Raw genomic sequence first — 15,889 nt, 5'->3', positions numbered from 1 at the left:
GGCCGCTGACGCTATCCCGAGTCGATCTGCAGGGGGTGCTTCAGCGTGTCGCCGGGGCGGAGGTTGAGGACGGCTTCGGGGAAGATCTCGGCCAGCCACTTCACGATGTCGTTGACCGTCACGACCCCGATGGGCCGGCGCTCTCCGTCCACCAGCGGGATCGTGCGGTGGCCGGCCGTGCTCATCCGGTTCACGGCGTAGCAGATGCGGTCCTGGGGGGAGAGCGCCTCGGGATCGGGCGTCATGATCTCCCCGAGCTTCGTCTGGCGCGCGTCGCGCCCCTGACCCAGCACCCGGATCAGGACATCCCGCTCGGTGAAGATCCCGGTGAGGCGCCCGTCGGTGTCCACGACGACCACGGCCGCGCGGTGTTTCTCCGCCATGCGGTCGATCGCGTCCTGGACCGAGGCATCCGGGAGCAAGCGGATGGGCTCGCTGGGCGCGAGCAACTGGACCGTGTCGTTGAGCAGGGCTCCGCCGATCTTCCGGAAGTCCTGATCGAGCGATTCGGAGTACTCGTCCATGAACTCGCTCATCGGCCCCTCCATCGTGACCTCCCGTGACTGAAGTCTAGGCACGCCTGCGGGAGGAGTCAATCCGAGCGACGACGGCCTCGGCCACGCGGTCCGGCACGCCCTCGGGGGCCCCTGCGAGGAGGGGGAGCGCCGTGGGGCTCCACGGGGCCCAGCGCTCCCGGGTGGCCGCAGGGAAGCCGATCACCGCCGCGGCCCCCACAGCCGCCGCGACGTGGCTCACGCCGGAGTCGGCGCCGAGGAAGGCGGCGGAGGCCTGGAGGACGCCGGCCAGGAGCGGCAGGTCCGGCCCGACCAGCCTGAGGACCGGAGCCTCCCTCTCGGCTCCGCCCAGCGCTCCGAGGAGCGCGGCGGCCGCCTCGGCGTCGGCGGGGCCCTCGTGGACGACGATCTGGCAGCCGGTCTTCCTGACCACCTCCTGGAGCACCCGCGCCAGGTCTCCCGCCGGCCACCGCTTCCACGCACCACCGGCTCCCGGGTGCACGGCGAGGATGGGGCGTCCCGGCCTGGCGCCGAGCCCGGCGAGCGCCTCGCGCGCCTGCGTCCGCCACGCCTCGGGGAGCCTGATGGGGGAGAGCGGGGGCGCCGCCGTCACGTGCCACGCTCCGAGCGTCGCCAGCAGGTGCTGCCAGACGGCGCCGGTGAACGAGTCGTCGGGCACCGGGGCGGCGATGACCACGGAGTGGGCGAGAGCCCGGAGCCCGTCGGGGTACCGCGCGTCGCTCGCGGCGAACCAGGAGACGAGGCGGGCGGCGCGCGCGAGACGGGCCGCCAGGGCGGGAGGCGGAGGCTCGCCCGCGAAGAGCGCCTCGAGGCCGAGCCCGTCGAAGGCGAGCGCCTCGTCCACCTCGCCCGCTCCGGCCAGCAGCCGCCCGATCCGCGGCTGAGCAGCCAGCGCGAGGTGGCAGCAGCCCTCGAGACGCCTCAGCGCCCGGAGCGCCGGGACAGCCTGCAGCACGTCGCCCAGGGCCCCGGGGTGGATGACCAGGATCTCCCGCTCGGTCGCATGCTCCATGGGTGGGCCTCCGCTATGCTACCCTCACTCATCTCACCGAGGAGGCCGTCCATGCGATTCGGGATCTTCACCGGGCTCACCGGCACCACGTGGGAGGACGTCGCTGCCCTCTGGCGCCACGCTGAGGCGACTGGCTGGGACGCCGCCTGCGTCACCGACCACTTCATGCCGAACACGCCCGACCGCCAGGGCGATGCGCTCGAGTGCTGGTCCACGCTGTCCGGGCTGGCGGCGCTCACCTCACGCATGCGCGTTGGCACCATCGTCTCCGGCAACACCTATCGCCATCCGGCGGTCCTCGCGAAGACGGCCACGACCGTGGACATCATCTCCGGGGGACGGCTCATCTGCGGCCTCGGGGCGGGGTGGCAGGAGAACGAGCACCAGGCCTACGGCATCCCCTTCTACACCGTCGGCGAGCGCCTCGGACGGCTGGCGGAGGCCTGCCAGGTACTCACGGCGCTCTGGACACAGCCGAGGGCGAACTTCACGGGCAAGTACTACACTCTGGCGGACGCGCCGCTCATGCCGAAGCCCGTGCAGCGCCCGCATCCCGAGCTCATGATCGGGGGCGGCGGCGAGAAGGTCACGCTCCGCATCGCGGCACGCTGGGCCGACCACTGGAATGTCTGGGGCGGGCCCCTGCCCCTCGCGCAGAAGGGGAAGATCCTCGAGGAGCATTGCGGCGCCGTGGGCCGCGATCCCGCCACGCTCCTGCGCTCGGCGAACATGGTGCTGGCGATGACCGAGGATCCCGGGGAGATCGAGAAGGCGCAGCGCCTCTATATGGCCCGCCTCGGCGCCGACGAGGCCAGGGCCCGCGACACGGTGCTCGGGGGCAGCGCCGGCCAGATCCGCGACACCCTCGGTCGCCTCGCCGAGGCGGGCGTGGGCATGCTCTTCGTCCCCACCATGTTCCTGCCCCGCGACCGGCGCCCCGCCCTCGACCGCTTCATCTCGGAGGTGGCCCCGGCCTTCCGCGCGGTGGGCGACCCCCCCCGCTAGAGAGCCGACTGCGGGGCTTCTCGAACCTCCGCGCCAATCTCCCGGAGTCGGCGAAGGCGTCGTCAGGTTGGCGGGATGTCACGCAGCTCGAAGGGGCGCCAGGTCAGCGCGCGTCACGGCCGGTAGGCCCAAGCGACGCAAGACCCGGTTGAGGGCTGCTGCGGACAGCTTGGCTGGTGCCGTGATCTCGATGCCAATGGGCTTGCCGCCTCGGTTGAAGTCGATCACCAAGCCGCGTGCCGCCCTCTCGGTCCGATAGCTCTTGTCGCGCGGCCCCCGTGGAAGGTAGAGGTAGGCCGCCAGAGGCTGACCGTGTCGAAAGGTAACCTCCAAGTACGAGTTCTTCATATCCCTCACTCCCAGATCGGGTACGCGGTGACGACGACCAGCAGCTGCCGCTCCTGGTCCGGCTCTACGATAACCTCCCATGCCCTCCCGCGGTATCGTGTTTCGATGACCCAGCGGCCCTCGACGACGTCTTCACGACGGCCGGACGCCCGTTGCAACATTCGCCGGAGGTCGATCTCGCTGAAGCGCCGATCGTCCATCCGCTTGATCAAGTGGGGACTGAGGTCCAGTTCCCAGTCCCACCAGTCCGGCCATGCGGTCGGATTCAACTGCGACCTCCCTAGCCGATGGCCGACCCTCCCGAGATGTCGCCCCGCTTCACCCGACGACCACCTTTTCTCGCGTCGCCGCCGCGGGTACGCCGCGCTGGCCGGCCTGGCATCTGTCCTCGAGAATCAGGGCGGCACCGTGGTGTCGACGGACGCCGGCGGGGCCGCGGTTCACGCGGGAGCTTGGACCATGGTCGTGCTCACGTCCTGGCGCCACGCTGCCGCCAGTGGGCGCTGATCTCGCCAAGCGTGGCCACCCACGTGCGCGGGGTGTGGCGGACGTGGTCCACCAGCTCCCGCAGGCAGGCCAGCCGCGAGGGGCGGCCGATGATCTGCGGGTGGAAGGTGAAGTTGGTCACGCCATGCACCTCGCTGATGCCGTCGAACTCGGTGAGCCAGCCCTGGAGCACCGGCCCCGGCGCCTGGATGCTCCGCTGCCCCGTGAACATGAAGAACGGGGCGTCGTCGAGCACCCACGAGACGGGGATCTCCACCAGCGAGCGCCCCTCGACGGGCGGGTGGAGATAGGGCGCGAGGCTGTCCATCATGTTCGAGGAGTAGTCGAAGCCGTGGCGGGTGACGAGCCCGAGGGTGCTGGCGGAGAACTGCCAGGCCGGCGCGCGGTAGCCCACGGGGCGCTTGCCCGCCAGAGGTGTCAGCACCTCGAGGCTCTTGAGGAGAATCGCCTCCTCCCGGTCGGGCCCGAGCTCGCTCACCCGCTCGTGCTCGTCCCCGTGGCAGCCCACCTCGTGCCCCGCGCCGGCGATGGACCGGACGGCGTCGGGGTAGTGGCTGGCGACCCAGGCGGGGATGAAGAAGGAGGCGCGGATGCCCGCCAGGCGCAGGATGTCGAGGATGCGCGGCAACGCCTCCACGGGGCCGAAGCGCCCCTGGGAGAGCGTCACGGGCTCGCTGATGCCCCGCGCCATCCAGAGGGTCTCGGCGTCGAGGTCGAAGGTGAAGGCGCAGGCAGCCCGGGCATCCCGGGGCCAGCGGGGCGGCGTTCCAGCGGCGCCTCGTGGGGCAGTCATGGGTGACGCTCATAGTAGCCGGCTTGGTTGTAGTATGAAAGAGGCCATGCAGCGTGCCCTGGAGCAGATCCGCCGCCTCGAGGAGAGCGTCGGCCGGGCCCTGGTCGGCAAGCCCGAGGTGGTGCGCCTGGCGGTGACCGGACTCCTGGCCCGCGGCCACCTCCTCATCGAGGACGTGCCCGGGGTGGGCAAGACGACGCTCGGCGCGGCGCTGGCCCGCTCCATCGGCTGCGGCTTCCAGCGCATCCAGTTCACCTCCGACATGCTCCCCTCGGATGTCATCGGCGTCTCCATCTACCAGCCCGAGAAGGGCGAGTTCGTCTTCAAGCCCGGGCCGCTCTTCACCAACATCGTGCTGGCCGACGAGATCAACCGGACCACGCCCAAGACCCAGTCCAGTCTCCTCGAGGCCATGAACGAGGCGCAGGTCTCCCTCGACCACGCCACCTACCCGCTGCCGCGCCCGTTCATGGTGCTGGCGACCCAGAACCCCCGCGAGTACGAGGGGACCTTCCCGCTCCCCGAGTCGCAGCTCGACCGCTTCCTGCTCAGGATCCGGATCGGCTACCCGGGCGCTCCCGACGAGAAGGCGATTCTGCGGGGCGCGGGCGGCGCTCCGCAGGAGAGCGTCGAGCCCGTGCTGAGCGCACGGGAGGTGCTGGCGCTCCAGGCCGAGGCCGAGCGTGTGCGGGCCGAGGAGTCGGTGCTCGACTACCTGATGGCGCTGGTGGCGGCCACGCGCGCCTCGCCGTTCCTGAGCCTCGGCGTCAGCCCGAGGGGTTCGATCGCGCTCCTGCGCGCGGCGCGCGCCCGGGCGCTCTGCGACGGGCGGGACTATCTGGTGCCCGACGACGTGAAGGCGCTGGCGGTGCCGGCGCTGGCCCACCGCGTGATCGTCAAGGCGGCGCTGGGCCAGGCCGGCGGCGGCGCGGACGGCGAGTCGATCATCCGTGCGCTGGTCCAGGACACTCCCGTCCCCCGGTAGCCGGGCGGGAGCGGACGCCCCAGCTTTCGTGAGTCTCTGGCGACGCCTCAGACCGCCGCGCACCATCTGGCCCACCCGGGACGGGTGGTGGTGCCTCTTCGCCGCGATGGGCCTCGGCGTGGCGGCCATCAACACGGGCAACAACCTCGGCCGGTGAGAGGCGATCCGGCGGCGGGCGGCTCAAAAGAGCGGGACTCTGGCCCGGTGCGTTCGCTACAATCGGACCGCGGCTATGCAGGGCACTCGGGGGAACTGGCCGGCGACCTTCGAGTCCCGCGCGGCCTCGCAGAGTCCGAAAACCGCTGACGACGGGAAGCGCCAATAGGTGCTTCATCACGCGGAGGGATGTGGTGGCGGACATTCGAATGCGTCGCGGGTTCGTCGATACATTGGACGGCCAAATGTTCTATCGTGAGATGGGCGAGGGAAGCCCGATCGTGCTGATCCACCAAATCTTGCGCACTTCCCTCGATTACAGGCTCGTCATGCCCCTTCTCGGCCGATCCCATCGAGTCATCGCATTTGATTGGATGGGGTGCGGCGATTCCGACGCACCGCCGAAACCGTATACCCTTGAGGAACATGGCTCTGCCATCTGCTCAGCACTGGCGGAGCTTGGCATCTCGGGTGCCGCGGTTGCCGGTCACCATTCGGGTGCGGATGTTGCGATGGAAGTTGCGCTGCAGCGCCCAGATATCGTGAGCTGCGTAATCTTGTCAGGTCTCGCATACGTCGGCGATACGACGATGTTGCGGGAGCTTCATGCGAAGGCATCGAAATTGGCGGATCCGGTGCCGCGGATAGACGGAACACACCTTCTTGACCTGTGGCGGGAGGGGCTGCAGACGAACTGGGGGAAGCCTCGGCTGCCGGCCGATCGTCTCGATCTACTGAGCGAGTTTTTCCTCGAGCAAGTCAAGACTGGTTCACGACGGTTCGAGCCCTACGTTATGCAGTTCTCCTACGATGCCTCGAAGAAGCTACCTCTCGTCAGCGTCCCAATTCTGTTCATCCGCGCGAGCGACGACGTCCATATTTGCAGCGCCTCGGATGAATGGCTGCGCGATCAGCCGGCGGCGAGGCTAGTCGAGATCAGAGTTGAGGGAGGCGGCGAGATGCCGCGTCTCTATCCAGAACCCTGGGCCAAGGCGATCCTTGATTTTGTCGATCGTCGTTGATGACGGTCGCCAGCAGTCACGGAGAGGTTGCAAGTGGGGCGGGAGCACGGGGGCCCGTCGATCGAGGTCCGATAGACCGCGATCTGCGCGAGCGTCCAAGTGTTCGTGCCCGGTTGGGCCGGATGTCCGCGCCCGCTCGAGGCCGAAGAGGGATGCAGTGAACCTCTGCTTGACGGCGCTCATCACCGGGGGCGGCTCGGGAATAGGTCGGGCGACCGCTCTGCGCTTCGGGCGCGAAGGCTGTGCGGTGGCTGTGAACGATGTGAATCTCAGGGCAGCTGAAACGGTCGCGGCCGGGCACGAATCTCGTCGTCGACGGCGGAGCTACGAGCATCCTGGACGTAGGTGAGGAGTTCCGCATGTTTGAGGAAGACATGAGGAGAGTAAAATGGATGAGCAAGTGGCGGGGAAGAGCGTCAGGCCAAACGCGGCCCGAAGGAGGTGACGTCAGAGGTCTGGGGTTGCTCGAAGAGCGTTGTGCGGCGGCCGAAGCTGTGGCTGCGGAGGACATGGTCGCGTTCTGGTCCTCTCACGGTGCGCGGTCTTGGGACCACGCGAGACTCCCTTTGGCGCCGCGATGGCCAGCCCAGGGAGTATGCCTTCGCCGATCAGCCACGCGGTCTAGCCGAAGAAGCCCGGGGTGGCCTCGCTGCCTTCTCGGAATCCGGTCGTCTGCCTTCGAATTCGGCCAAGAGTGGGTAAAGAAGCTGCCGCTTCACGAGTCTCAGTACGTTCGTGGCGGACACGCCTGTGATCCAATGAATGTTTGCAATGTCGCGGGTCAGAAAGCGAAGGAAATCCTCGTTAGAGCGGAAGGCTCCAGCGACGAAGATGTCGCATTGGCCCGTGGTCACACTGACGAAGAACAGCTGAGGAAACGTCGCGAGTCTTGCGGCGACCTCACTCACGCGATTCGGCGTCACCGAAAGAGAGAGCAGCGCACAGTACTGAAAACCGAGGCGTAGCGGGTCCGCGAAAGCCTCAAAATGCAGGATGCCAAGCTGTTGGAGGCGGGCGACTCGCCGGTGTGCCGTCGCCTCCGCGATACCGAGTTCAGCTGCGACTCGCGAAAGGGACTTTCGGCCGTCAGCCTGCAGCAACGCGATGATCATCTTGTCTTGCGACCCAACACGCACCGGATCGTCGCTATCGGCACCTGATGGGCCGGCCAGGATCCGGCTCCGCCGACGCGCGCGGCGGGGCTGATCCGCGAAGAATAGTCCACGACGTTTGAAGATCTTCAAGACGTTTGAGGTGATGGACGTTCGAAAGCCCGGCATCTTGGATAAACGGCTCGTGAGAAAGTTCAAGAGGTCTGCGTTCGAGCGGAAGATACCGGCGAGGAAAAGGTTGTACTCAGTAGCTGTGATGCCGACGAAGAAAATCTCAGGGTACTTCGCGAGTTCGGCAGCCGTGGTTTCCAGGGTCGCGAGATCGAGCATGACCTGGATCTGGGCCCAGTACTGGAAACCAAGGCGCAAGGGATCTGCGAACGCAGTGAAGTGCAGGATTCCGAGCTTCTGGAGCCTGGCGACGCGCTTTCGGACGGTGGATTCAGACAGCCCAAGTTCTTCGGCGATTGCCGTGAACGGCATCCTCGCGTCGTCCTGGAGCCTGGCAATGATTTCCAGGTCCAGCTGCTGAGGCTCGTTGTTGCGCGACGGGCTGCGTGACATGAGAGCTAAGAAGACATACCCGGCCGCGCGGGTGTGGTCAGGGAGGGCCTAAGCTGCGGGCTGAATTGCCCCGGCGAAGGCGAGGTCGCGGAGACGGCGGACCAGCCGCTGAACAAGTGTGGCCTGGTCGCGACGCTCGAGGTGAGCGGCCGCCAAAGCGGTGCGGGTTCACCGACGCGAATCAATTCGCCACGTCTGTCTCAAGCGGCATCACTGGGGTGTGACCACCCCTGGGCTTGACTGGCGTGGACCTCGTCAGCTTCGTCTGGCGATCCAGTTGGCCCGGGAGCGCCAGTACACCATTGACCGAAAACGCGAGCACATCTACGCCCTCGCTTCCCCTCGCCCCAAAGCCTGGGATCATCCCCGCCCCCCGTGCTGAGACCGTCAAACCCGCCCCGGAGACCCGGCACCGTCGATTCCCCCCGCCCGGCAACAGTCTCACATGGGTTTGACAGGTCCCGGCGATCTCACGCTCCGAGACCTCGGACGATGTGTTGCATTTCCCTATTGACTTAGTCCCACGGGGGATGCTAAGTCAAGGGCTACTTCGTCAGTATAGAGCATCAATACTCCGAAATCTCTCACAAGAGGCACGGTTGGTGAGCTAGATCGGATACATCGAGACGGGAGATTCGGGCACGTGTTGGGCGATTTCATGCAGTAAGGAAGGGTGTCAAGAATGATGAACGGTTCTCTTGGCTTGGTGGAGACGCGAGGGTTTGTCGGGCTGGCACGAGTGGTAGATACGATGGTGAAGACCGCGCCGGTCAAGGTGGGAAGATACCACAAGATCGGGGGCGGCTTCGTGATGGTGTGCGTTGAGGGGCCACTCTCCGCGGTGAAATACGCAGCGGACGCTGCCTTCCAAGTCGCTCCCGAAAAACACATTGCGGTGGCGGTGTTGCCTGCGCCGAGTCGCGCGGTGCTTGCCCTATTGGGACTTCATTCGAGGCCCGAGATCGGTGAAGGCTTGGCGCGAATTGGTCCGTCCGCGTCGATGGGCTTCTTGGAAACGAGAGGCCTTCTGCCCCTGGCCCTCGCGTTGGACGCGATGATGAAGTCGGTCGCCGTGGTCTTCGTCGGGCATGAACTTGTCGGGGACGGCCTTGTCACGGCGTGTGTGGTGGGCGACATCGCTTCAGTGCAGCATGCGATAGATGTTGGAGCCCACGAGGCGAGTCGGGTCGGCGAGATGGTAGGAGCACACTTGGTCACGAACCCGCAGATGGATTTCGCGCAGGCTTTCAGCGAGATCACACGTGTGAAACCGTCCGAGGGCGAACTCACAGAGCGATCACTGTTTTCGGACCAACAGGGCCAGTGGGGGTCATAGGGGGCAATTCGGTCACAGCGGGCTCTTCGATGGAGTGAGGGAGCGTCCCAGAGGACTCGAGTCAGCGGTACAGAACGCCAGAGTGAGCGCATCACGCTCGTGGAGTGCGGCCATGGCGCATGGATCTGTCGGGATCATCGAGACGGTGGGATTTGTTTCGCTGGCGCAAGCCGTTGACACCATGGTGAAGACGGCAAGGGTCAGGGTTCTCAGATACGAGAAGGTGGGGGATGCGATTGTCTCGGTGTGCGTGGTGGGTGACATCGGTGCCGTGCGGGTTGCGGTGGATGCTGGACTCCGAGCCGCGGAGGCACTCGGAGAGGCGAAGGCCGCGGTGATCGCGAACCCGAGCCCTGGTCTGGCGGCGCTGTTGAATACGGAGTGACAGCGGGTGGGATCCGAGTAGCACGCGTGAGGGTTGGCCGGGACCGAGGAGGGCGGACACGCGGGGCGGTGGGGATGGTGCAAAGGGGAGGAAGAGAGGCGATGGCAGAAGGGATGAGGAAGCAGTCGCGCACCTCACAATCTCCTCCGTCCGAAGGGGCCAGGGAGTCGGTGAGCGCCACGAGTGATCTGGCAACGCTTCAGCAGCCGAAGAGACAGGAAGGCGTGAGTACCGCGGGGCCGGGGGGCAGGAGCGGGCCCGATGTCGCGGGCGCGTCAGCGCTGGTGCCCGCTCTGGAAGTGTCGTCGTGGGCATTTCTGGAGCCGGAGGCGCTGGAGGCATCAAGGCAGAGTGGAAAGAATGCGCTGGGTCTCATCGAGACCTGCGGGTTCCTGCCGCTGGTCGTTGCGACGGACGCGTGTCTCAAGGCGGCCAATGTGTCGCTGGTGCGATATGACAAGGTTCTCGGAGGCATGGTGGCTGTGTGTGTCGTAGGGGATATCGGCGCCGCACGAGTCGCCGTGGATGCGGGAGTCGCGGCCGCCAGTCAGGTGGGAGAGGTGGTCGCGTCCGCCGTCCTCGCGAATCCTGCTCGCGAGCTCATGGCCTTCTTTCTGGGTGAGCAGCCCCGAGCCGCTGACGCTGCGGAGCCATCAGTGCCGAATGCGTTGGGGTTCATCGAGACCAAGGGCATGGTGACCGCCGTGTGTGCGCTGGACATCATGATGAAGAGCGCCAAAGTGGCATTCGTGGGCTATGAGAACCCAGGGTCAGGCGCGGTGACCGGGATCGTACGCGGAGAGCTCGCTGCGGTGAGACACGCAGTGGACACCGCGGCGGCAGGGGCTCAGCGGGTTGGCGAGGTGATCGGCACCTATGTGCTGACCAAACTTCAGAGAGACCTTGAGGGACCGTTTCTCCTGCGTGCCGAGGGTCGCAGGCCTGCGCTCACCTCGAGCGCAAGGAGGTTGACCATTCCGGAACAGACGGCGTAGTCGATGATAGTGCTGTGTTGCTCTTGCTGGGAGCCATGCATTCACATTCGTGCCAACAGGAGGCTTAGTGATGGCAGAGATGTCACTGGGGATCGTTGAAACGAGGGGGTATGTGGGTCTCATCGAGGCCTCGGATGCGATGGTGAAGGCCGCCAACGTGAAGGTCATCAAGTACGAAAAGGTTGGCGGCGGACGACTTGCCATCGCTGTGGCCGGAGATGTCGGTGCTGTGCGGGTGGCAGTTGAGGCCGGGGTCGAGGCCGGCAAGCGATCAGGAGACGTCTGGGCGACGGTGATTGCGAATCCGACACCGGACCTGAGCAAGTTCCTGAGTCTCACGGGCGGAGGGGAATGAAATCTCTTGTGTCGCTGTCCGAGTGAGGAATCTTTCAGGACTCCTGGCTGAGGCGAGAGAAAGAGGGCGCCGGAGAGAGCACGCATGATCCTCGGAAGGGTAATCGGGACCGTATGGGCGACCCACAAGCAGGAGAAGCTGACGGGGTTGAGGTTCCTTGTTGTTGAGCTGGTAGGTTCTGGTCGAGGGGCTGCAGAGCGCGGGGAGGTCATTGTGGCGATGGATGCTCTGGGCTGCGGAAGAGGGGAGATGGTCCTGGTGGTGCAGGGCATGACCGCGCAGAAGGTGGTGGGCGACGCGGGGATCCCGATCGATGCTGCAGTCGTGGCGCTGGTTGACCGGGTTGATTACGGACAGGGTGATCGAGCCGAAGGCGCCGAGGAAGGACCGCCGGATCCTGATCACCTCACGAGGTTAGGGAGCTAGGGAATGGAGTTCTGGTACGGATTGTATGGCATGCAGCGGCCCCGTGGATGCCCGAGATCATTCGTGAAGATGTACGAAGAACTCATTGATCACGCCTGTCGGGCCGAGGAGCTTGGCTTTGGCAGTTTCTGGGTCACGGAGCACCATTTTTGGTATGACGGGTATTGCCCGTCACTGCTCCCTGTGCTGGCTGGTCTCGCTCGGCGAACCTCGAGGATCAAATTGGGCACAGGAGCGTTCCTCCTTCCGTTACATGATCCGCTGCGTGTGGCCGAGGATGCGGCCGTGGTCGACAACTTGTCGCACGGGAGGCTCATGCTGGGCATAGGCATCGGGTACCGCCCCGAGGAGTTCGATGGCTTAGGGACTGAGAAGCGGACGCGAGGGGAGCGAGTTGTCGAAGGCATCACGGTCGTGCAGAAGGCACTCAGCGAGGATAGCTTCAGCCACCACGGGAAGCACTACCAGTACGAGAATGTGCACGTCGTACCGAAGCCGCTCCAGCAGCCGCACCCGCCGATTTGGTTTGCCGGGGGCACCGCCATTGTTTCCGCCGAGCGAGCGGGTCGTCATGGGCTGGCGTATTGGCACGGTCCGGCTACGACCCTTGAGATGGTTTCGGCATGCCGTGAGGCGTACTTCAAGGGTGCAAAGGCAGGCGGGGTTGCGAGAGAGAGCTTGAAGATGGCGGTCATGAGAGATGTCTGCGTTGCCCGAACCCAAGAAGAGGCCGAGCGTTACATGCGGGAGGATCTGATTCCGCAGTACGAGGAGCAGCTGGTCGGGTTTGGGTTCATTCTTGACGAAGCGGGGAATCCGTTGCGGAAGCTGCCCAGGGAGCATCCGTTCTACCGACGATTGCTTGACAGCTTTGTTGTCGGCACCCCGGAGAAGGTGACAAGGGAACTCAAGAAGTACCAAGCATTGGGGATCGATGTGGTGATGCCGCGAATCTTCCCTGCGTTCTTTCGCAACGAGCGGATCCTGGCGGAAATGGAACTCTTTGCCACGGAAGTGATGCCGCATTTCTAGAAGCTGCGACCGGAAAGGCCGTGGGCTTTGTGAGGCTGTCGGGCCAGGGGTTCCGGGAAGTCGTCGGTCGGGGTCGGCAATGGCGGATCCGATAGGAGCCAGTGAATGGAAATCATTGATGTGCGTGCGAGGCCGAACACCAAGGAGTACATGTCGCTGTTTGAGGCGAGCCCGGGGATTCAGATGGTCTTCAGGAAGATGGGGGCGTCGATGCCGGCCAGCGCGCCGATCGATGAGTTCATCCGTGACATGAGGGAAGCGGGGATCTCCAGGATCGTGTGCACCGGGAGAGACATCGAGACGACCGGGGGATGGAAGGTGACCAACGACTACGTGGCCAGTCTGATGTCCCAATACCCGGCTCACATCATCGGAGTGGCTGGCATCGACCCGCTGAAGGGCTCTGGCGCTGTGAAGGAGACGTTCCGCGCTGTCCGGGAGCTTGGTCTCAAGGGCATCTCGATCGACCCGTTCGCTGTTGGAATGTACGCGAACGATCGCAGGCTGTACCCGGTCTATGAGCTCTGTGCTGAGCTCGATGTTCCTGTGTTCATTACGATCGGACCTCTACCGGTCGCCGGCCCGTACCTGAGCTTTGGGTCGCCCATGCCGATCGACGAGGTCGCGACCGATTTCTCGCGCCTCAAGATCGTGTGCTCCCATGGGGGCTGGCCATTCAGCCGGGAGATGGTTGCGATCACGTTTCGGCACGACTACGTCTATTTCGAGACGTCCGTGTATCACTTCATGCCAGGGGCGGAGCTGTGCGTGGAGGCGGCAAACACGTGTATTCCAGATCGGTACTTGTTTGCGACGGCGTTTCCTTTCGCGCCGATGAAGGAGACGGTACAGCGCTTTCGAAAGCTGCCGTTCAAGCCAGATGTGCTGGAGAAGGTCATGTACAAGAACGCGGCGGACCTATTCAAGCTCGAGCCGGCGGCTGGAACGCGCTCCGGCCGACAGCTGTTCTAGAGGTGGCGAGATGACGAACATTATCGACTTTCGCGTTCGACCCTCCACGGCGGAGTTCGTGTCGATCGCGGACAATCCGGTATTCAAGGACATGATGAAATGGATCGGCTACGAAAAGAAGACCTCGCCCGTGGAGCACTTGGTCAGGGAGATGGAGACCGCCGGCATTTCGCTGGCCGTCGTGCAGGGAAGAGATCTCGAGACGACGTTCGGGTGGAAGGTCTCCAATGACCACGTCGCCAGCATCGTGCAGCGCTTTCCTCGGAATTTTGTCGCGTTTGGAGGAGTTGATCCCAACAAGGGGATGGAGGCCGTCCGGGAAGTGCAGCGGTGCATCGAGAAGCTGAAGTTCAAGGGGATCTCGATGGATCCGTACATGCACAGGCGATACGCAAATGACAAGAAGCTGTATCCGGTGTACGCGAAATGTGCGGAGCTGGGTGTTCCGGTGATTCTCACGAGTGGACCGGGTGCGTTCGTGCCCGGGTCTGTCATGGAGCACACGGCGCCGAGAGTCATCGATGAAGTCGCGGCGGACTTCCCGGAGCTGACGATTGTTGTTAGCCATGGGGGATTCCCGTGGGTCACGGAGATGGTCGGTGTCGCGATGCGGCATGTCAACGTGTTCTTCGACTGGTCCGCGTACGAGCTCATGCCGGGAGCCGAGTTATACGTGCAGGCGGCAAACACCATCATTGCCGACAAGGTGCTGTATGCCAGCGCGCATCCGTTTGTTGATTTCAAGGAGAGCTTGAAGCGGTACGAGAAGCTCCCGTTCAATGAGGACGTGAGGGAGAAGGTGATGTTCAGGAATGCCGCCCGCATTCTGAAGGTGGAGGTGAGTGTGGCGGCTCCTGCTGGTCGTGCGCGCATGGAGCCGCGGGCGGAAGGGCGCTCGGAGGGGCAGGTGTACTACTCAGGGTCCCCGTTCGTGTCCGTGCTGCAGGGGAGCCGTGGGCAGGGCGCGTGAGGAGTAGGGGCGGGCGATGAGAACGGGACTGTTCTTCAGCCTCGATACGGACGGGCGCCAAGAGCCTGTTGACCTGTACGACGAAGTGCTGGAGCAGGTGAGGGTGGCCGACGACATCGGCTACGATTCTGTGTGGGTTGCGGAACATCATTTTGGCGACGACCAAGTTCTGCCCTCGCTGCAGACCATGCTGGCGGCGATCGCCACGACGACGAAGGGTGTGCGGATTGGTACCGGTGTGAAGGTGCTACCTCTCGATAATCCGGTGCGTGTTGCCGAGGATTTCGCGGTGGTCGACATCGTTTCGAATGGACGGCTGCTGTTTGGGGTGGGGGCTGGACATCGGGAGGAGGAGTTTCGCGGCTACCGCGTCGAATTTGGCAACAGATGGGAGCGATTCTCCGAGGCCCTCGACATCGTTGTGAAGGCATGGACGAACGATTCGTTCGCGTACGCGGGACGGTACTACAAGGTTCCTGTGCTGGCGGCGTTGGGATCGGGAGGGGCAGCGTTCTCGGTGGAACCGTATGTGCGACCGTACGTCGTTCAGTGGCAGAGAGGTGGTGTCCGACCGAAGTATCTCCCGGTGACGCCGAAGCCAGTCCAGATGCCGCATCCGCCAATCTGGGTCGGGGCCTCGTCGGAGGAGAGCATCAAGTTCGCCGCGAAGAGGGGGTACTCGTTGCTGGTCTCGCCGATAGAGACGTTCGCCGAGGTGAAGCAGGCATCCCTGATCTACGCCGCGGCGCTGCAGGAAGCCGGCAGGGATATCGCCGATGTGGAGATGACGACCATCCGGGAAGTGTACGTGGCTGAGAGCAGGGAGGCGGCTCGTCGGGACGTCATGGAGCCGCTGGCGCAACTGTATAGCCGATATGTCGGTCGGCCGGTAGATTTCTCGGAGCTGAACGAGGACCGGTTCATCGTCGGGGATCCTGACGAGGTTCTGGACAAGATCAAGGTGTATCAGAGCGAGGCGGATGTGCGTCACATCGTGTGTCGAATGAGTTTCCCAGGGCTCGCGCACCAGCGGACGTTGGACTCGATCCGACTGTTTGCGGCCGAGGTCTGGTCGAAACTGCAGGCGTGAGCGTGAACCGTCGCAGGGAGGGCGGTTGCGGTCGCTGAAGCCTTGCAGCTGGCCGCGCTGGATCGCGTCCGCTGCGGTGTGCTGGGCGTGAATCCTGCTCGGTCCGCCATGTCCGTTCCTCCTTTCCATCTTTCCATCGCCGCACACAGCTTCCTCGGGTGGCCACGAGCGAGATGCGGGCCATTCGGGCGCGCGCGCGACAGGCGGGAGGGGGAGTGCGACGCGGGCGCGGGGGGCCTGTTCCTCAACTCCTGCCACACGGGGGCAAGCCAGGAAGGTAGGGCGAAC

At 64.8% G+C, this 15,889-nt stretch carries 19 protein-coding genes and 1 pseudogene; 14 read left to right on the top strand and 6 right to left on the bottom strand.

Annotated elements, in window-relative coordinates:
- Positions 1-11 precede the first annotated feature (11 nt).
- Positions 12-536, bottom strand: a complete 525-nt coding sequence (locus HYV93_03875) for a CBS domain-containing protein (protein MBI2525100.1) — start codon at positions 534-536, stop codon at positions 12-14.
- A 34-nt stretch (positions 537-570) separates the two neighbouring features.
- Positions 571-1,548 carry a hypothetical protein gene (locus HYV93_03870; protein ID MBI2525099.1) on the bottom strand — a complete coding sequence of 326 codons (978 nt, stop codon included), beginning with the start codon at positions 1,546-1,548 and terminating at the stop codon, positions 571-573.
- 51 nt (positions 1,549-1,599) lie between these two features.
- On the opposite strand from HYV93_03870, the gene HYV93_03865 reads away from it, so the two are divergent.
- On the top strand, positions 1,600-2,553 hold the full coding sequence (locus HYV93_03865) for an LLM class F420-dependent oxidoreductase (protein MBI2525098.1): 954 nt from the start codon (positions 1,600-1,602) through the stop codon (positions 2,551-2,553).
- A 78-nt stretch (positions 2,554-2,631) separates the two neighbouring features.
- On the opposite strand, the gene HYV93_03860 is transcribed toward HYV93_03865, so the two are convergent.
- From HYV93_03860 to HYV93_03850, 3 genes are all read right to left on the bottom strand, one after another.
- Complete coding sequence (locus tag HYV93_03860; protein MBI2525097.1) at positions 2,632-2,901, bottom strand: DUF2283 domain-containing protein; 270 nt, start codon at positions 2,899-2,901, stop codon at positions 2,632-2,634.
- A 5-nt stretch (positions 2,902-2,906) separates the two neighbouring features.
- Positions 2,907-3,170: a DUF4258 domain-containing protein gene (locus HYV93_03855; GenBank protein MBI2525096.1), complete on the bottom strand. Its 264-nt coding sequence runs from the start codon at positions 3,168-3,170 to the stop codon at positions 2,907-2,909.
- A gap of 200 nt (positions 3,171-3,370) precedes the next feature.
- Positions 3,371-4,201 carry a polysaccharide deacetylase gene (locus tag HYV93_03850; GenBank protein ID MBI2525095.1) on the bottom strand — a complete coding sequence of 277 codons (831 nt, stop codon included), beginning with the start codon at positions 4,199-4,201 and terminating at the stop codon, positions 3,371-3,373.
- A gap of 34 nt (positions 4,202-4,235) precedes the next feature.
- On the opposite strand from HYV93_03850, the gene HYV93_03845 reads away from it, so the two are divergent.
- The 3 genes from HYV93_03845 (at position 4,236) to HYV93_03835 (ending at position 6,713) form a co-directional block, all read left to right on the top strand.
- Positions 4,236-5,186, top strand: coding sequence for a MoxR family ATPase (locus HYV93_03845; protein ID MBI2525094.1), 951 nt, complete (start codon positions 4,236-4,238; stop codon positions 5,184-5,186).
- Between the two features lie 350 nt (positions 5,187-5,536).
- Positions 5,537-6,364, top strand: a complete 828-nt coding sequence (locus tag HYV93_03840; protein MBI2525093.1) for an alpha/beta hydrolase — start codon at positions 5,537-5,539, stop codon at positions 6,362-6,364.
- A 157-nt stretch (positions 6,365-6,521) separates the two neighbouring features.
- Entirely contained in the window at positions 6,522-6,713 is a 192-nt protein-coding gene (locus tag HYV93_03835; GenBank protein MBI2525092.1) for an SDR family NAD(P)-dependent oxidoreductase, read from the top strand.
- Positions 6,714-6,972: 259 nt separating this feature from the next.
- Here the strand turns inward: HYV93_03835 and HYV93_03830 are convergent, their stop codons facing one another.
- Entirely contained in the window at positions 6,973-8,040 is a 1,068-nt protein-coding gene (locus tag HYV93_03830) for an Lrp/AsnC family transcriptional regulator (protein ID MBI2525091.1), read from the bottom strand.
- A gap of 682 nt (positions 8,041-8,722) precedes the next feature.
- On the opposite strand from HYV93_03830, the gene HYV93_03825 reads away from it, so the two are divergent.
- The 10 genes and pseudogenes from HYV93_03825 (at position 8,723) to HYV93_03780 (ending at position 15,601) form a co-directional block, all read left to right on the top strand.
- Positions 8,723-9,376, top strand: a complete 654-nt coding sequence (locus HYV93_03825) for a BMC domain-containing protein (protein MBI2525090.1) — start codon at positions 8,723-8,725, stop codon at positions 9,374-9,376.
- A 112-nt stretch (positions 9,377-9,488) separates the two neighbouring features.
- Positions 9,489-9,761, top strand: coding sequence for a BMC domain-containing protein (locus HYV93_03820; protein MBI2525089.1), 273 nt, complete (start codon positions 9,489-9,491; stop codon positions 9,759-9,761).
- Between the two features lie 113 nt (positions 9,762-9,874).
- Positions 9,875-10,342 (top strand): annotated as a pseudogene (locus HYV93_03815) (BMC domain-containing protein).
- A 75-nt stretch (positions 10,343-10,417) separates the two neighbouring features.
- Positions 10,418-10,756, top strand: coding sequence for a BMC domain-containing protein (locus tag HYV93_03810; GenBank protein MBI2525088.1), 339 nt, complete (start codon positions 10,418-10,420; stop codon positions 10,754-10,756).
- A 70-nt stretch (positions 10,757-10,826) separates the two neighbouring features.
- Positions 10,827-11,111 (top strand): BMC domain-containing protein, encoded by a 285-nt coding sequence (locus HYV93_03805; GenBank protein ID MBI2525087.1) that lies wholly within the window; start codon positions 10,827-10,829, stop codon positions 11,109-11,111.
- 84 nt (positions 11,112-11,195) lie between these two features.
- A complete protein-coding gene (locus HYV93_03800) occupies positions 11,196-11,537 on the top strand; it encodes a EutN/CcmL family microcompartment protein (protein MBI2525086.1) in 342 nt (113 codons plus the stop codon).
- 63 nt (positions 11,538-11,600) lie between these two features.
- Complete coding sequence (locus HYV93_03795) at positions 11,601-12,569, top strand: LLM class flavin-dependent oxidoreductase (GenBank protein MBI2525085.1); 969 nt, start codon at positions 11,601-11,603, stop codon at positions 12,567-12,569.
- A 105-nt stretch (positions 12,570-12,674) separates the two neighbouring features.
- Positions 12,675-13,541: an amidohydrolase gene (locus HYV93_03790; GenBank protein MBI2525084.1), complete on the top strand. Its 867-nt coding sequence runs from the start codon at positions 12,675-12,677 to the stop codon at positions 13,539-13,541.
- A 10-nt stretch (positions 13,542-13,551) separates the two neighbouring features.
- The gene (locus HYV93_03785) at positions 13,552-14,511 is read left to right on the top strand and encodes an amidohydrolase (protein MBI2525083.1); all 960 of its coding nucleotides are present in this window, start codon (positions 13,552-13,554) and stop codon (positions 14,509-14,511) included.
- A gap of 16 nt (positions 14,512-14,527) precedes the next feature.
- Positions 14,528-15,601, top strand: a complete 1,074-nt coding sequence (locus HYV93_03780) for an LLM class flavin-dependent oxidoreductase (GenBank protein MBI2525082.1) — start codon at positions 14,528-14,530, stop codon at positions 15,599-15,601.
- The last annotated feature ends 288 nt before the right edge of the window (positions 15,602-15,889 follow it).

This window comes from Candidatus Rokuibacteriota bacterium (genome assembly GCA_016188005.1).
Lineage (GTDB): Bacteria > Methylomirabilota > Methylomirabilia > Rokubacteriales > CSP1-6 > UBA12499.
This window is presented reverse-complemented; position numbering and strand designations above follow the sequence as displayed.

Coding starts and splice junctions, on each gene's coding strand:
- HYV93_03875 (MBI2525100.1), bottom strand. CDS start 536: ATGAGCGAGTTCATGGACGAGTACTCCGAATCGCTCGATCAGGACTTC.
- HYV93_03870 (MBI2525099.1), bottom strand. CDS start 1,548: ATGGAGCATGCGACCGAGCGGGAGATCCTGGTCATCCACCCCGGGGCC.
- HYV93_03865 (MBI2525098.1), top strand. CDS start 1,600: ATGCGATTCGGGATCTTCACCGGGCTCACCGGCACCACGTGGGAGGAC.
- HYV93_03860 (MBI2525097.1), bottom strand. CDS start 2,901: ATGAAGAACTCGTACTTGGAGGTTACCTTTCGACACGGTCAGCCTCTG.
- HYV93_03850 (MBI2525095.1), bottom strand. CDS start 4,201: ATGACTGCCCCACGAGGCGCCGCTGGAACGCCGCCCCGCTGGCCCCGG.
- HYV93_03845 (MBI2525094.1), top strand. CDS start 4,236: ATGAAAGAGGCCATGCAGCGTGCCCTGGAGCAGATCCGCCGCCTCGAG.
- HYV93_03830 (MBI2525091.1), bottom strand. CDS start 8,040: ATGTCACGCAGCCCGTCGCGCAACAACGAGCCTCAGCAGCTGGACCTG.
- HYV93_03825 (MBI2525090.1), top strand. CDS start 8,723: ATGATGAACGGTTCTCTTGGCTTGGTGGAGACGCGAGGGTTTGTCGGG.
- HYV93_03820 (MBI2525089.1), top strand. CDS start 9,489: ATGGCGCATGGATCTGTCGGGATCATCGAGACGGTGGGATTTGTTTCG.
- HYV93_03805 (MBI2525087.1), top strand. CDS start 10,827: ATGGCAGAGATGTCACTGGGGATCGTTGAAACGAGGGGGTATGTGGGT.
- HYV93_03800 (MBI2525086.1), top strand. CDS start 11,196: ATGATCCTCGGAAGGGTAATCGGGACCGTATGGGCGACCCACAAGCAG.
- HYV93_03790 (MBI2525084.1), top strand. CDS start 12,675: ATGGAAATCATTGATGTGCGTGCGAGGCCGAACACCAAGGAGTACATG.
- HYV93_03785 (MBI2525083.1), top strand. CDS start 13,552: ATGACGAACATTATCGACTTTCGCGTTCGACCCTCCACGGCGGAGTTC.
- HYV93_03780 (MBI2525082.1), top strand. CDS start 14,528: ATGAGAACGGGACTGTTCTTCAGCCTCGATACGGACGGGCGCCAAGAG.